Here is a 14,241-nt window from a genome sequence, read left to right on the forward strand (position 1 = left end):
ATAGTTTTATAAATGCTTACGATTTCTGCTCTTTGCTAAAGTTAATGACATTGTTATAAATCAAGGCTTTTTTCGCTCCTAACTGTCCACAGCTGACCTCCTTTTCCGTTCACTTTCTGTTTTCTGCCGCCTGTGAACTCTGGCGGCACAGCCGGGGCAGTATTTTGCCCGGTTGTATTTGGGGACGAACACGCCGCCGCAGACCGCACAGCGTTTCAAGTCCTTATCCCGGAAAAGTTCCGCTTCCAGCGTCCCGTCCAGCGGCAAGACTGCCCAGCGGAACCACTTACAGCAGACCGAGAAAGAAATCGTCTGCGGGCAGATGCAGGTGTCCCCATCGTCAAGGGCAATGCAGTTGCCGCCCTCACAGTTACAGCACTCTCGGCGTATCAGGCTGGCCGCCTGTTTCCTCTGCGCCGGTGTCATGCGGTAAAGGGAACCGTTCGGCCTGCGTTCCAGCGGCGGCAAGTCTTTATAGGGGTTATCTCTCATGCGTTCCCTCCATTTTTCTTTCCGTTGCCGTTCTCCCCGAAAAGGTTTCCTGCCTCGTCGTCGCAAGCTGCGTATCGCTCGTTTCGCCGCAAGCGGCAAAACTCACTCGCTCCGCTGCTCATCCTCTCCCCACAAAGCCATGCGGCTTTGCGGGGGCCCCGACAATAGCGGCGTGTTCCGGCGTTGGCACGCTCCCCGCAACTTCGGGACATTTTGTCCCGAAGTCCGGCTCCTTGCGGTGCTTCCCCAGCCGGGGTATTCCTTTTCGGACGGTCATTCTGTTTTCAAGGTGCTGTCCATCGATGAACTACCCTAAGTCTACACGAAAAAAATGCAATTCCCGGAATTTTGCGAGAATTGCATTTTGATGAAGTTTACACTTTGGAAATTGCATTTTTGCAATCATTCTGTATAATGGAAGTATGCGGAGGAGGTGCGTGTTTATGGCTTTACCCGGAACACCCGGACAACGGATTTCCGATTTATGCAATGGGAACCACATCACACAAAAGGAACTTGCGGAGAAGATAGGCGTTTCCGCTTCCCAGTTGAGCCGCATTGTCAGCGGCGAAACAAGAACGGTAAGCAGTGATATTCTCATAGGTGTGGCAAAGGAATTTAAGGTATCGACAGACTACATACTGGGCTTGTCTACCGTGAGCGTCCGTAAAAGCTACGATATTTCTGAATTAGGCTTGTCCGAGGGAGCCGTGAGGGGGCTTGTGACGGGTGCTGTTGATGTGCAAATCCTCAACCGCCTGTTGGAACACAGGAATTTTCCCAAGCTGATAGATTTGATACGGATTTATTTTCAGGACACGGCGGCAAAGGGCATAACAGCAAGAAACCAGCTTATCGAGATAGCAACGGCTTCCCTGTCCGATCTGATGAAAGAACACCCGGAACACCGGGCGGAAGCAAAGCAGGATTTACAGCTTTTGAACACCCAAAAGATGGGGGAACATGAAGCAGAGATTGAAAAAATCAAAAATGTGTTCCTGGCTATCCTGCGGGATATTAAGAAAGATATTGACAACGGGGAACAGCCGGGAGAAGCTGTGACCGCCGCTATGTTCCAAGCCATGCGGGACGCACTGGCGGAACAGAAGAAAAACCCGCTTTCCATTGACGATGTAACGGCGATGATAGCCGGACAGATCGGACAGCTTGCACCGATGGATGAAGAAACTGCCGACTTGTTCCAAAAGTTGTTAAAGAAAGTGATGAACCAAAAAAATGACTGATATTTTATCAGAGAAAATCACAGTAGCAAGGGAGGATAACCATGAAAGAACAATGGCTGGAATGGGCAATAGAATTACAGAGTCTTGCACAAGCAGGATTGACCTATGGAAAAGATATTTTTGATAGAGAACGCTATGAAAGGATACGGGAAATTTCTGCTGAGATAATGGCATATAAGACAGATATACCTGTTCAAAAAGTGAAAGACCTTTTCTGTAATGAAACAGGATACCAGACACCAAAACTTGATACCAGAGCCGCTATTTTTCAAAATGGAAAAATTCTTCTTGTTAAAGAGAATAGCGGAAAATGGTCACTTCCCGGAGGTTGGGTTGATGTAAATGTGTCTGTCAAAGAAAATACTATTAAGGAGGTCAAAGAAGAAGCAGGCTTAGATGTAACTGCTGATAAAGTGATTGCAATTCAAGACCGCTCTAAACATAACTTGCCAGTATATGCTTATGGCGTATGTAAAATATTTGTACTTTGCACCATTATCGGAGGTGCCTTCAAAGAAAATATAGAAACTACGGGCTTTGCATATTTTTCAGAAAATGAACTGCCGGAACTGGCCACGGAAAAGAATAATGAAGAGCAAGTAAAAATGTGTTTTGAAGCATATCGAACCAAAAACTGGTCAACTCTTTTTGATTAGACCGAGGGAAAAGGAGGAACAGTCCTATGGGTTATAAGCAGATTGTTTTTGATGTAGACGGAACTCTGATTGATACAGAATATGCCGTCATTCATTCTTTGCAAGATACTATAAGAGCAATAAACGGAAAGATAATCTCCGATAAAGAATTAACATTTGCTTTAGGAATTACCGGCGAAAATGCTTTGCAGCGTTTAGGAGTGAGTGATATAGCGTCAGCACTATTTATGTGGGACAAGAACATGGAAAAATACAGGGACACGATTACTGTATTTCACGGGATAAAAGAATTGCTTGAGACTATTTCGGAATTAAAATTAGGCATAGGAATTGTTACCTCTAAAACCCATGAAGAATTTAGAAGCGATTTTCAGAAATTTGATATATCATCTTACTTTGAAACCGTGGTCTGTGCTGATGATACGCTACAACACAAACCAGAACCAGACCCGCTTTTGAAATACATGGAATGGACAAAATGTCAAGCAAATGAGTTACTGTACATTGGCGATAGTATCTACGACATGCAGTGCGCTAAACATGCAAATGTAAACTTTGGATTAGCAAAATGGGGTGCTGGAAATAGAGTGAATGCTCAAAAATCATTCTGTACTCCTTTTGATTTAGCCAAAAATCTTGCTTCAACCAAAAGCTAATACTTGATACAAGCAAGTAGCAAAGACAGCCGAGCCAGTCACGCCCGTCTTTGCTAAAGGGTAATCAAGGCGGGAAAGCCCTAAAATGGCTTCCCGCCCATTTCAATTTTTAGAAAAGAAACGCTCCAAAATCAGAAAGAGAGCGGCCAAGCACTTTGAGGGATTGGCCGCCTTGTCCACCCATTCAACGGGGCGGCGGGCGGCGGTCAAGACCGGGTGCAAACCCGTTCATTTCAGTCTTGACGGTTGCCCACTGTCCTGCTATTTTCCGGGAGTGTGGCCACTACTTCGGGACACTTTGTCCACAAGTCGGAGCGTAGGACGAGGGACGGGGGCTTTCATATACCTGCCGCCGTTCTCTGAAACCAGCCCGATTTTTTGTTCATTCCCATTCACAAAAAGTCAGCCTGTTTTCCTACCGGAGCAAACGGGGCGCAAAAAGCACCGCACCCCGTTTCCCCCGTCAGCCACGCCAGCAGGTATAACACACTACACTTTGCTTCGCAAAGTCGTGTGCCAAATGGGGGCTTTGCCCCCCTTTGGAAACCCCCACAAGAAAAGGCGGTACGCTACCCCTCCCCGGGGCGCATACCGCCTTTTCTTGTTATCCAGCCCTCCGGCTGTATCGGTTGAGCAAAAGTCAGCGTGGGATTGGTGTGGTATCTTTATCTAAGCGAACCCCCCGGGGCACTCCCAGATACGAATGCGCAGATTTTTCACCAGCGGATTCCGATAGCCACAGGAACTGCAGGTCTGGCTGCTCGGATACATCGTTGGTACTTTGCGGATTTCATTTCCATACCACACAGCTTTATATTCCAGCATTTCAAAAAACTTTGCCCACGAAACACTGGCTATCGACTTTGCCAGTTTATGGTTCCGGATCATTCCCTTCACGTTCAGATCCTCGATACAGATGGTTTGGTTTTCGCGCACCAGCATCGTTGACTGTTTCTGCAGGAAATCATTCCGCTGATTGGCTATTTTCTCATGCACTCTGGCTACCCTGAGCTGCTGCTTCCCGCGGTTATGGGAATCTTTCTGCTTCCGGGAAAGTCTGCGCTGTTCTCTTATGAGTTTTCGCATGGAGCGTTCCAGATATCTGGGATTTGATACCGTATTTCCATTGCTGTCAGAATAGAATGCTTTGATTCCGACATCAATTCCAATCGTTCCTCCAGCATTTGGGCGTGGTTCCGGTTCGAAATCAATATTTAAGACTGCAAAATATTTTCCGGCCGGTGTGTACTCAATGGTTACGTGATTAATTTTTTCCACTTCCATCGACTGGCGTATTTTGACAAATCCAAGTTTCGGAAGTTTGATATATCTTCCCACAATACGGATATTATCTTTTTGATTGACCGTTCTGTATGACTGGAACCGGTTATGTTTGCTCTTGAAGGTTGGATAGGAAGCACGTTTTTGAAAGAAATTCACAAAGCTCCGGTCGAGATCCCGCAGAGACTGCTGTAAGGCAATGGAATCTGCTGCTTTCAAAAAAGCAAACTCCTCCTGTCTTTTCAGTTCGGTCAGCATGGCGGAAGTCTGGGTATATCCAATCTTCTTCCCTTCTTCATAGCTTTCCTTGCGCATGGCAAGTCCCCGGTTGTAGATCAGCCGGCAGCATCCCAGCGTCTGGTGGATGAAGTTTTTCTGTTCTCTGTTCGGGTAGATCCTGAATTTGATCCCTTTTTGCATTAGCCCATCTTATCCTTTTGTCTCTGCGATGTTTTCTGGTTTTCGATATACTGTTTTACTGCTTCCAGCGGGGCACCGCCAACGGTAGATACAAAATAGCTGTTTGTCCAGAGCGTCGGCATTTTCGTTTTGAGACAGGGAAATTCCTGTCTTAAAATTCTGGACGTATAGCCTTTGAACGATTTTACAGCTTTGTGGATTCCAAACGGAGGATCTACTTCCAGCAGCATATGAACATGGTCTGGCATGATCTCCATTTCCAGAATGTCTACAGAAAGATTTGCAGCATACTCTGTGAGCAGCTCCTTCAGCCGGACATCTACACCGTTCGTTAATACTTTTCGTCTATATTTGGGACACCATACTACATGGTATTTACAGGAATAGACGACATTATTGTTTGATTTATATGTTGTGTTCATGTTTGTATGATACAATATTTTATCAATTAACACAATTGTTATTTTGTCCATCTTCAATTACTTGCGTAAATTCGATGGACGCGTCTTATATCCCCATAGCTGAAGCAAGGGGTTTTACGACGCATTGGATAAAAATTGCTGCAAGGGCAATCCATTCAGCAAGATCTATCACATTCAAACCAGATAGTTACTCACATACACAATACCTCTTTCCAGACTCCCCGGACTTCCGCGGAATGCCCACGCTGCGGCATCACTTGCCAGCAGAACAGCACAGGAAAGCTGCATCAGAAGCATCCGGTATTTTTTCTTTTTCTGATCCATATCCCTGCTCAAAACCATACAGAGGGCCGCAATATTTGTTTTGTTCTTCCTAAAACAGCAAAAGAAAACCCTCTCATACCGCCTTTCTCTGCGTATATGAGAGGGTTCCTGTTCTTACGCCTGTCCCAGTACGTGGTCGGAAATTCTTCCGTAGACGGAGATCAGGTAAAGGCCGCAGATGCCGACAACCGCGTAGATGATGCGGCTCAGCCACGTCATGTTTCCGAAGATCAGGGCGACGAGGTCGAGGCGGAAGAATCCGATCAAGCCCCAGTTGACGGCTCCGATGATTGTAACGGTGAGTGCGGTGTAATCCAGTCCTTTCATGTAAAGAAACCTCCTTTTTCCGGATTTTGTATCGTCTTTTTATCTCTTCCGGTTTCTTTATAAAGAATTTCCCAAAAGGAGGCAGATTATGCATTTTCTTTGATTTTTCGGGCTGAAAAATGGAGACCATTTCCAGGCCTCCATTCGTGCAATTCTGTTTTCTTTATTCAGACAGCAGCTTCTGCAGCAGCTCTCCTGCTGCTGCCGGGTTGGCTTTGCCTTTCATTTCTTTCATGACCTGCCCGACCAGAAATCCGAGGACTTTTGTCTTTCCGGATTTGTACTGCTCTACCGGGCCAGGGTTGTTTTCCAGAACTTTTCTCGCAGTTTCTTCCAGAAGGCCGGTGTCGTTTACGGTTTTCAGTCCGTGCTCCTCGACGTATGCTTCCGGATCGACATCCTCTGCAAAGATCTGCTCAAATACCTCTTTTGCCACCTGGTTGTTGACCGATCCGGCTTCTGCCAGTTCGATCAGGGATGCCAGATGCTTCGGTGAAAACTGCAGATCCTCCGGCTCCTGGCCGTTCTCCTTTAAGAGACGTAAGGTCTCGCCCATCAGCCAGTTTGCCACTTTTTTCGGTTTGCCGCAGAGCGCCGTCGTCTCCTCAAAGAGATCGGACAGCTTCTTGGAACCGGTCAGAATGCCCGCATCGTACTGCGGCAGCCCGTACTGCTCCACGTAGCGTGCCTGTTTTTCCGGCTGGAATTCCGGCATGGATTTCACAATGCGGTCGATCCACTCGTCGTAAATGTGCACCGGCGGCAGATCCGGGTCCGGGAAGTAGCGGTAATCCTTCGCATCCTCTTTCGAACGCATCGCGTAGGAATACTCTTTGTTGTCGTCCCAGCGGCGGGTCTCCTGGACAACGGCTTTTCCTTCCTCGATCAGCTCGATCTGTCTTGCACGCTCTCCCTCGATCGCTCTTCCGATTGCCTTAAAGGAGTTCAGGTTCTTCATCTCGGTACGTGTTCCGAATTTCTCACTTCCAACCTCACGGACCGAAAGGTTGACATCGGCACGCATCGAGCCCTCCTGCAGTTTGCAGTCGGATGCGCCGAGATACTGAATCATCATACGCAGTTTTTCCAGATAAGCGATAACCTCTTCCGCAGAGCGCATATCCGGCTCAGATACAATCTCGATCAGCGGAACGCCGCTTCGGTTGTAGTCGACGAGCGAGCAATCCTCCCACTCATCGTGGATCAGCTTTCCGGCATCCTCCTCCATGTGGATCTCATGAATGCCGATTTTCTTCTTTCCCGCTGCGGTGTCAATCTCGACATATCCATCGTGGCAGATCGGCAGATACAGCTGGGAAATCTGATAGTTCTGCGGGTTGTCCGGGTAGAAATAGTTCTTCCGGTCGAATTTGCAGAGCTGGTTGATTTTGCAGTTTGCAGCCAGTCCGACGCGCAGGGCGTAATCGACAACCTTCTTATTTAATACCGGAAGGGATCCCGGCATACCAGTGCAGACCGGGCAGGTGTGGGTGTTCGGCGCACCGCCGAATGCGGTAGAGCAGCCGCAGAAAATTTTTGTTCTCGTCGCAAGCTCCACATGTACTTCAAGTCCGATGACGGTTTCATACTGTTTTGACATTGTTTTGCTTCCTCCTTACCATTTTTCTGGCTGCCCGAATGCACCGCGTACCTGCTCATAGGTGTATGCTGCACGGAACAGTTTTTTCTCTGAGAAACAGTCTCCGATAAGCTGCATGCCGATCGGAAGCCCCTTGTCATCCATGCCGCACGGAACGGTGATGCCCGGAAGGCCGGCGAGGTTGACGGATACGGTGTAAATATCGCCCAGATACATCTGCAGCGGATCGGAAAGCGATTCCCCGAGACGCGGTGCGGTCGATGGTGCTGCCGGGCTTAAAATCATATCGTATTTTTCAAATGCGCGGTCAAACTCTTTTTTAATCAGGGCTTTCGTGCGCAGTGCTTTCAGATAATACGCATCGTAGTAACCGGAGCTTAAGACGAAGCTTCCCAGCATAATCCGTCGTTTCACCTCCGGACCGAAGCCCTCAGAACGGCTCTTCTTATACATATCGTGGAGTCCTTCGTACTCTTTGGCACGGAAGCCGTATTTCACGCCGTCGAAGCGTTCCAGGTTGGAGCTTGCCTCAGCGGATGCAATAACGTAGTAAGCCGGAATGGCATAATCAATGAGGTCGAGATCGAAATACTCTACTTCTGCTCCGCGTGCCTTCAGGACATCGGCAGCTTTTAAAATGGATCCCTTCACCTGCGGATCCAGGCCTTCGCCGAAGCAGCTGTTCGGAATACCGATTTTCAGATCGGAGACATCTTCTTTTAAAGCGCTCATGAAATCGTAATCGTCGCGTTTCATCGATGTCGCATCTTTTGCATCATACGAAGCGACCGTCTGCAGCAGTGCTGCACAGTCTGTCACATCCTTTGCGACCGGTCCGATCTGGTCGAGGGAGGAACCATAAGCGATCAGTCCGTAACGGGAAACGGTGCCGTACGTCGGTTTCATGCCGGTTACGCCGCAGAAGGAACTCGGCTGACGGATCGATCCGCCGGTATCGGAGCCAAGTGCCATCGGTACTTCTCCTGCTGCAACGGCTGCGCAGGAACCGCCGGAGGAACCGCCTGGAACGTGTTCGGTGTTCCATGGATTTTTCGTCACGCCGTACGCGGAAGTCTCTGTCGTACTTCCCATCGCAAACTCATCCATGTTTGTCTTTCCGATGATAACGGCTCCCGCCTCTTCGAGCCGTGTGATAACCTCTGCATCGTACGTCGGAACAAAGTTCTGCAGGATCTTTGACGCACACGTCGTCGCAAGACCTTTCGTACAGATGTTGTCCTTGACCGCAATCGGAACGCCGGCCAGCGGACCGGTGAGCTCTCCTGCGTCAATTTTCTTCTGCACTTCTGCCGCGCGTGCTCTTGCACCCTCTTCATCCACAAGAAGGAATGCGTGAATTGATTCTTCCGATGCTTTGACTGCCGCAAGAGACGCTTCTACAGCGTCCGCTACAGTGATCTTTCCTTCTTTGATTGCGGCAGAAAGCTGTACTGCTGTCATATCTTTGATTTCCATATCAATCTCCTCCTGCTATTCTACCGTTTTCGGAACCTTGTACTGGCCCTCTTTGACTTCCGGTGCATTGGCAAGCATTGCATCGCGGTCGTCGCCATTGGTTACTTCATCCTCGCGGAATACATTTCCCATCTCGAAAATGTGGGTCATCGGCTCGACCTTGCTGGTGTCGAGCTCGTTTAATTTATCTACATAATCCAGCATTTTCTGCATATCCTGCCGTGCGGATTCTTTTTCCTCATCCTTTAATTCCAGCTTTGCCAGGATGCCGACATATTCCATCGTTTCATCTGAAATCACATTTGCCATTTCACTCATTCTCCTTTTTTATTTTCCAGCAGGATCCGCTTACGGCTCCAGTCTTGTAAGATCACGCGGGAACAGCGTTGTCTCGCGGACGTTGTCCTCACCGATCAGCTTCATGGTCAGACGCTCCAGACCGATGCCAAGACCTCCGTGCGGCGGCATACCGTGTTTGAAAGCACTCAAGTACTGCTCCATGCCCTCTTCTGTCATGCCGCGGGCTGCGATCTTTTCAGAGAGCATCTTGTAATCGTGGATACGCTGGCCTCCGGTTGTAATCTCCAGACCGTGGAACAGCAGGTCGAAGCTCTTTGTGTATCTCTTATCCTCCGGGTCGTCCATCGCATAGAACGGTCTCTTTTTCGACGGATATTCGGTGACGAATACGAAGTCTGCGTCGTACTCCTCTTTGAAATACTGGCCGATCAGAAGCTCCTCCTCTGGCTCAAGGTCGAACGGGTTGCGGATCTTTCGGTTGTATTTCTCGGCTACTAGCTCTTTCGCTTTCGTGAACGGTACAGTTGGGATTTCTTCTGTCTTTGGAAGCATAACTTTCAGGATCTCCAGCTCTTTTGCGTAATCCTTTTTAAGAAGCTCCACCATGTACTGTAAAAATCCGGTTTCCATTGCCATGATGTCGGTGTAATCCTCGATGTAGCCCATCTCAAAGTCAAGGCTGGTATACTCGTTCAGATGACGTTTCGTGTTGTGTTTCTCTGCACGGAAAACCGGTCCAACTTCAAAGACACGGTCAAACACGCCGACGAGCATCTGTTTGTAGAACTGCGGGCTCTGTGCCAGGACAGCCGGGCGGTGGAAATATTCCAGCTTGAAGATGTTTGCGCCGCCCTCAGCGCCTTTCGCGCCGATCTTCGGTGTATGGATTTCGGTGAATCCCTGGGAATGAAGGAAATCACGGAACGCCCGTACCACGCCTTCCTGGATGCGGAATTTTGCACGCTCTCTGACGTTTCGAAGAGCGATCGGCCGCATGTTCAGCATTGCTTCAAGGGAGGTGTTCATTTTCCATTTGTTGACTGCGAGCGGCATTGGCTCGGTCGGCTCGGAAAGAACGGTGATGGTCTGCAGCCTGACTTCGACGCCGCCCGGTGCGCGGTCCTCTTTTTTGACCGTTCCGGTTACGGCAACTGCCGATTCCTCTTTCAGATCTTTCAGCGGGAAGTCAACGCTTCCTTCTTCGTACACACACTGAACGAGTCCCTCGCTCTTTCTTAAGATGACAAAGGCAACCTCGCCCATGTCACGGATGATGTGTACGGCTCCTTCGAGTTTTACTTCTGTGCCTTCCGGTGTCTCCAGCAGAGTTTTTACGGAGATGTCTTCTTTTTTCTTTACGCCTGTCATAAATTCCATGTCTTGTTCTCCTCTCTTTCTCGCCTGTCCCGGATTGCTTTTTCAAATAAAAAAGTCCCGGAACAGTTTTTTAACTACTGTTCCGGGACGGGATATTTTATGTTCCCGCGGTACCACCCGCATTGCGTTTTTCTCTCCGGTTTTCCGGGGGAAAACGCCCACTCATTTATACTTAACGCGTATCACGGATCTGCCTACTTGATTTCCTGTTCGGATCTCATGTTCAGCAGACCGGCTCCGGAATGTTCCCCATTGTATGTTTCCTCCATGCTGATGCTCTCAGTCGGTGACATCGGCTTCCTGTCAGATTCCGCATACGGAGTTTCCTTCACTGCCTTTTTCATACTGTGCATTATAGCACAGCAGTTTTGCATTTGTAAACACCTAATTTTTACGGATTTCATATAAATTCTAATGCATTTTTCATGAATTTTATCTATACAAAATTATTTTTTCGCGTGTTTATAAAATTGCGCAGAAATTCCGTTTTATTGGTATTTCGCACACAATTTACAGTTTTTTGATTCTCTCCACTGCCTCTACTGTATTCTCATACGTACCGAATGCAGTCAGACGGAAGTAGCCTTCTCCGCTCGGGCCGAAGCCTGATCCTGGTGTTCCGACTACGTTTGCGTCTGCAAGCAGGTGATCAAAGAACTCCCAGGAAGTCATATTTCCCGGTGTTTTCAGCCAAATATACGGAGCGTTGACGCCGCCGGATACGGTGTAGCCTGCGCCCTTTAATCCGTCGTAGATGACTTTTGCGTTCTTCATGTAGTAAGCAACCTGCTCTTTTAACTGTGCTTTTCCTTCCGGAGAGTAAACAGCCTCGCCGGCTCTCTGGATGATGTACGGAGCTCCGTTGTATTTCGTTCCGTGACGGCGTGCCCACAGGCTGTGCAGAGTCATATCGCCGGATTTGATGTCTTTCGGGATAACGGTGAATCCAAGACGCATACCGGTAAAGCCTGCGTTCTTGGAGAAGCTGCGCATTTCGATGGCACATGTTCTTGCACCCTCGCACTCATAGATGGAATGCGGAATGTCTTTTTCTGAGATATATGCCTCGTATGCAGCATCATACAGGATGATGGCTCCTACTTTATTTGCATAATCAACCCATTTCTGCAGCTCGGCTTTGGAAACCATAGCGCCGGTCGGGTTGTTCGGGAAGCACAGATAAATCAGATCCGGGGTTTCTTTCGGGAGATCCGGAGTGAAGTTGTTTTCTGCGGTACACGGCATGTAAATCACATTCGTGAAACGCTCGGTTGCTGCGTCGTAGTCACCGGCACGGCCTGCCATTACGTTGGAGTCTACATAAACCGGATAAACCGGGTCGCATACAGCGATCTTGTTGTCCAGGCTGAAGATCTCCTGAATGTTGCTGCAGTCGCATTTTGCGCCGTCCGATACAAAAATTTCATCAGATGAGATATCGCATCCTCTGTCCTGATAATCATTTTTTGCGATGGTATCGCGAAGGAAAGCATATCCAAGATCTGGTGCATATCCGTGGAAGGTCTCTGCGTGTCCCATCTCATCCACTGCTCCGTGCAGCTTTTCAATGATCGCCGGTGCGATCGGCTGGGTTACGTCGCCGATTCCAAGACGGATGATTTTCGCGTCCGGATTTGCCTCGGTGTAAGCTGCAACTTTTTTTGCAATGGTGGAAAACAGATAGCTTCCCGGCAATTTCAGATAATTGTCATTGATTTTGAACATTATTATGTCGCTCCTTTTCACTTTTTCTTACTCTGTCAAAAGCGTCAGCACCATCTGTGCCGTTTCAACCAGATTGGTGCCGCTGTCCATGCTGCATTTCTGCATGTAGCGATGGGCCTCCGACTCGGTCATGTGATTTCGTTCGATCAGAAGGCTTTTTGCACGATCGATGATGTGCTGTTCCTCGGCGCTGCGCACCTTGGGCTTTGCACGCTCTTTCTTTCTGCGCCGTGCCGCACTCTGCAGCATCATCTCCAGTGTATTGACCAGCTCGTACACGGAAAGCGGCATCGTAACCGCCATGATTCCGGTTCCCTCCACCGCACTTAATGCGCGGCTCGATGCAATCAGAAGCATCTGGAAGCCGGACGGCATACACTCATTCAGATCCGTAAAAAACATATCCGGGAGCTTGTAGCCGCAGATGACGATACCGCCGTTTAAGTTGTTCATCTCTCCGAGCGCCGCTGCCGCTGTCGAACAGACAGCATCGATTTCATATCCTCTTTTTGCCAGAATATCCCGGATGCGCTTTCCATCTTCTATTTTGGGAAGTACTATCACTATGCTGCTCATGCATTTTCAGGCCCCTTCGTCGTCTAAATACGGTACAGATATTTCTCGGTCTCCCAGTCGGATACCTGGCGGAGATACTCATGCCACTCTTCTTCTTTGGCATTGATATATCCATCCACAAATTCCTGGCCGAGTACCTGACACAGAAAATCGTCTTTCTTTAACTCTGCGACCGCTTCTCCAAGGCTTCCCGGGAGAAGGGTGATCTGCATCGCGTTTCGTTCTTCTTCTGTCAGATCGGAAATATTGCGGTCCACCGGGGACGGCGGAACGATTTTCTGTTTGATACCGTCAAGTCCTGCTGCCATGCAGACAGCAAGTGCCAGGTACGGATTGGCTGCCGAATCCGGGCATCGAAGCTCAATGGCCATGATACCGTCTCCCGTCAGCGGAATGCGGATCAGCGGGCTTCTGTTCTTTGCAGACCATGCCACGTAGATCGGTGCACCGTATCCCGGTGTCAGACGTTTGTAGGAATTTACAAGCGGATTGGTAATCGCTGCGATTCCGCTGATGTGTTTCATCAGTCCGCCCATAAAGTAATATGCCTCTTTGCTGAGCCCGTATTCATCGGATTTGTCGGCAAACACATCTTTTCCCTCCTGAAACAGGGAGAAGGAAAGATGAAGACCCGATCCGTGAACTCCGGTTTTTGGTTTTGGCATAAAGGTTGCGTGAAGGCCATGACGTTTTGCAATCGTACGGATAGCAAATTTGGCAGTCATCAGCTGATCTGCCGTCCGAAGTGCTGCAGCCGGACAGAAATCCAGTTCGTGCTGGCCTGCCGCTACCTCGTGGAAGGAAGACTCAACGTCGATTCCCATTTCTTCGAGGGTCAGCACCATATCGCGCCGCGCGTTTTCTCCCAGGTCCAGCGGTCCAAGATCCAGATAACCGCCTTTGTCGTGCGTTACACTCGTTGCTCCGCCGTCCTCATCGGTGTGGAACAGGAAAAATTCACACTCCGGTGAGATTTCAAACTCATAGCCCATCGCTTTCGCTTCGGAAATTACCTTCTGAAGGATGGTTCGGGAACTCTTTGCATAAAGATTCCCCTCTCTATCATACACATCACAGATCAATCTTGCAACCTTTCCTTGCTGCGGACGCCACGGAAGTATTGCAAAGGTGTCGAGATCCGGGTGCAGAAACATGTCTGCTTCCTCGATGGTGACAAATCCTTCGAACGAAGAGCCATCGAAAACGCACTGATTATTCAGGGCTTTTTCCAGCTGTCCGGCGGTGATGGCCATATTTTTCATCATTCCAAACATATCGGTAAACTGCAGGCGGATAAATTCAACATCTTCTTCCTCCGCCATCTGAAGGATCGCTTCCTTCGTATACTTTGCCATATCGATTCTC

At 48.8% G+C, this 14,241-nt stretch carries 16 protein-coding genes; 3 read left to right on the forward strand and 13 right to left on the reverse strand.

From position 1 onward, the window contains the following. Window positions 1-78 precede the first annotated feature (78 nt). Entirely contained in the window at window positions 79-492 is a 414-nt protein-coding gene (locus DW769_RS14405) for a cysteine-rich VLP domain-containing protein (protein ID WP_118668582.1), read from the reverse strand. A gap of 443 nt (window positions 493-935) precedes the next feature. On the opposite strand from DW769_RS14405, the gene DW769_RS14410 reads away from it, so the two are divergent. The 3 genes from DW769_RS14410 to DW769_RS14420 are packed head-to-tail and all read left to right on the forward strand — an operon-like array spanning window position 936 to window position 3,048. Further along, window positions 936-1,736, forward strand: a complete 801-nt coding sequence (locus DW769_RS14410; RefSeq protein ID WP_118521997.1) for a helix-turn-helix domain-containing protein — start codon at window positions 936-938, stop codon at window positions 1,734-1,736. A gap of 41 nt (window positions 1,737-1,777) precedes the next feature. Next, window positions 1,778-2,392, forward strand: a complete 615-nt coding sequence (locus tag DW769_RS14415; protein WP_117802310.1) for an NUDIX hydrolase N-terminal domain-containing protein — start codon at window positions 1,778-1,780, stop codon at window positions 2,390-2,392. A gap of 26 nt (window positions 2,393-2,418) precedes the next feature. Next, the gene (locus tag DW769_RS14420; protein ID WP_117802311.1) at window positions 2,419-3,048 is read left to right on the forward strand and encodes an HAD family hydrolase; all 630 of its coding nucleotides are present in this window, start codon (window positions 2,419-2,421) and stop codon (window positions 3,046-3,048) included. Between the two features lie 669 nt (window positions 3,049-3,717). Here DW769_RS14420 and tnpB read toward each other — a convergent pair. The 12 genes from tnpB to glnA all read right to left on the reverse strand — a co-directional run bounded on the left by tnpB (window position 3,718) and on the right by glnA (window position 14,231). Beyond that, on the reverse strand, window positions 3,718-4,749 hold the full coding sequence (tnpB, locus tag DW769_RS14430) for an IS200/IS605 family element RNA-guided endonuclease TnpB (protein WP_243105461.1): 1,032 nt from the start codon (window positions 4,747-4,749) through the stop codon (window positions 3,718-3,720). Further along, entirely contained in the window at window positions 4,749-5,171 is a 423-nt protein-coding gene (gene tnpA, locus DW769_RS14435) for an IS200/IS605 family transposase (protein WP_118750557.1), read from the reverse strand. Before tnpA ends, tnpB begins: the two co-directional genes overlap by 1 nt. Window positions 5,172-5,345: 174 nt before the next feature. Beyond that, window positions 5,346-5,495 carry a hypothetical protein gene (locus DW769_RS16475; protein WP_158568563.1) on the reverse strand — a complete coding sequence of 50 codons (150 nt, stop codon included), beginning with the start codon at window positions 5,493-5,495 and terminating at the stop codon, window positions 5,346-5,348. Between the two features lie 114 nt (window positions 5,496-5,609). Next, window positions 5,610-5,822 (reverse strand): DUF378 domain-containing protein, encoded by a 213-nt coding sequence (locus DW769_RS14440; protein WP_118750547.1) that lies wholly within the window; start codon window positions 5,820-5,822, stop codon window positions 5,610-5,612. 163 nt (window positions 5,823-5,985) lie between these two features. Then, complete coding sequence (gene gatB / locus DW769_RS14445) at window positions 5,986-7,422, reverse strand: Asp-tRNA(Asn)/Glu-tRNA(Gln) amidotransferase subunit GatB (protein WP_118750548.1); 1,437 nt, start codon at window positions 7,420-7,422, stop codon at window positions 5,986-5,988. A gap of 15 nt (window positions 7,423-7,437) precedes the next feature. Continuing rightward, window positions 7,438-8,898 (reverse strand): Asp-tRNA(Asn)/Glu-tRNA(Gln) amidotransferase subunit GatA, encoded by a 1,461-nt coding sequence (gatA, locus tag DW769_RS14450; RefSeq protein WP_118750549.1) that lies wholly within the window; start codon window positions 8,896-8,898, stop codon window positions 7,438-7,440. Between the two features lie 15 nt (window positions 8,899-8,913). After that, window positions 8,914-9,207, reverse strand: a complete 294-nt coding sequence (gene gatC / locus DW769_RS14455) for an Asp-tRNA(Asn)/Glu-tRNA(Gln) amidotransferase subunit GatC (protein WP_022462350.1) — start codon at window positions 9,205-9,207, stop codon at window positions 8,914-8,916. A gap of 39 nt (window positions 9,208-9,246) precedes the next feature. Continuing rightward, a complete protein-coding gene (gene aspS, locus DW769_RS14460; RefSeq protein WP_022462351.1) occupies window positions 9,247-10,575 on the reverse strand; it encodes an aspartate--tRNA(Asn) ligase in 1,329 nt (442 codons plus the stop codon). A 194-nt stretch (window positions 10,576-10,769) separates the two neighbouring features. After that, a complete protein-coding gene (locus DW769_RS16480; protein ID WP_158555021.1) occupies window positions 10,770-10,919 on the reverse strand; it encodes a hypothetical protein in 150 nt (49 codons plus the stop codon). A 166-nt stretch (window positions 10,920-11,085) separates the two neighbouring features. After that, entirely contained in the window at window positions 11,086-12,300 is a 1,215-nt protein-coding gene (locus DW769_RS14465) for an LL-diaminopimelate aminotransferase (RefSeq protein WP_118750550.1), read from the reverse strand. Window positions 12,301-12,327: 27 nt separating this feature from the next. Then, complete coding sequence (locus DW769_RS14470) at window positions 12,328-12,876, reverse strand: ANTAR domain-containing response regulator (RefSeq protein WP_022462354.1); 549 nt, start codon at window positions 12,874-12,876, stop codon at window positions 12,328-12,330. A 23-nt stretch (window positions 12,877-12,899) separates the two neighbouring features. Then, on the reverse strand, window positions 12,900-14,231 hold the full coding sequence (gene glnA, locus DW769_RS14475) for a type I glutamate--ammonia ligase (protein ID WP_117761554.1): 1,332 nt from the start codon (window positions 14,229-14,231) through the stop codon (window positions 12,900-12,902). Window positions 14,232-14,241: the final 10 nt, after the last annotated feature.

This window comes from Blautia sp. AM29-29, from assembly GCF_003480555.1.
Taxonomy (GTDB): Bacteria; Bacillota; Clostridia; order Lachnospirales; family Lachnospiraceae; genus Fusicatenibacter; species Fusicatenibacter saccharivorans.

What these genes read in the sequence shown, in the direction of transcription:
- DW769_RS14405 (WP_118668582.1), bottom strand. Translation starts at nt 492, where the DNA reads ATGAGAGATAACCCCTATAAAGACTTGCCGCCGCTGGAACGCAGGCCG.
- DW769_RS14410 (WP_118521997.1), top strand. Translation starts at nt 936, where the DNA reads ATGGCTTTACCCGGAACACCCGGACAACGGATTTCCGATTTATGCAAT.
- DW769_RS14415 (WP_117802310.1), top strand. Translation starts at nt 1,778, where the DNA reads ATGAAAGAACAATGGCTGGAATGGGCAATAGAATTACAGAGTCTTGCA.
- DW769_RS14420 (WP_117802311.1), top strand. Translation starts at nt 2,419, where the DNA reads ATGGGTTATAAGCAGATTGTTTTTGATGTAGACGGAACTCTGATTGAT.
- tnpB (WP_243105461.1), bottom strand. Translation starts at nt 4,749, where the DNA reads ATGCAAAAAGGGATCAAATTCAGGATCTACCCGAACAGAGAACAGAAA.
- tnpA (WP_118750557.1), bottom strand. Translation starts at nt 5,171, where the DNA reads ATGAACACAACATATAAATCAAACAATAATGTCGTCTATTCCTGTAAA.
- DW769_RS16475 (WP_158568563.1), bottom strand. Translation starts at nt 5,495, where the DNA reads ATGGATCAGAAAAAGAAAAAATACCGGATGCTTCTGATGCAGCTTTCC.
- DW769_RS14440 (WP_118750547.1), bottom strand. Translation starts at nt 5,822, where the DNA reads ATGAAAGGACTGGATTACACCGCACTCACCGTTACAATCATCGGAGCC.
- gatB (WP_118750548.1), bottom strand. Translation starts at nt 7,422, where the DNA reads ATGTCAAAACAGTATGAAACCGTCATCGGACTTGAAGTACATGTGGAG.
- gatA (WP_118750549.1), bottom strand. Translation starts at nt 8,898, where the DNA reads ATGGAAATCAAAGATATGACAGCAGTACAGCTTTCTGCCGCAATCAAA.
- gatC (WP_022462350.1), bottom strand. Translation starts at nt 9,207, where the DNA reads ATGGCAAATGTGATTTCAGATGAAACGATGGAATATGTCGGCATCCTG.
- aspS (WP_022462351.1), bottom strand. Translation starts at nt 10,575, where the DNA reads ATGGAATTTATGACAGGCGTAAAGAAAAAAGAAGACATCTCCGTAAAA.
- DW769_RS16480 (WP_158555021.1), bottom strand. Translation starts at nt 10,919, where the DNA reads ATGAAAAAGGCAGTGAAGGAAACTCCGTATGCGGAATCTGACAGGAAG.
- DW769_RS14465 (WP_118750550.1), bottom strand. Translation starts at nt 12,300, where the DNA reads ATGTTCAAAATCAATGACAATTATCTGAAATTGCCGGGAAGCTATCTG.
- DW769_RS14470 (WP_022462354.1), bottom strand. Translation starts at nt 12,876, where the DNA reads ATGAGCAGCATAGTGATAGTACTTCCCAAAATAGAAGATGGAAAGCGC.
- glnA (WP_117761554.1), bottom strand. Translation starts at nt 14,231, where the DNA reads ATGGCAAAGTATACGAAGGAAGCGATCCTTCAGATGGCGGAGGAAGAA.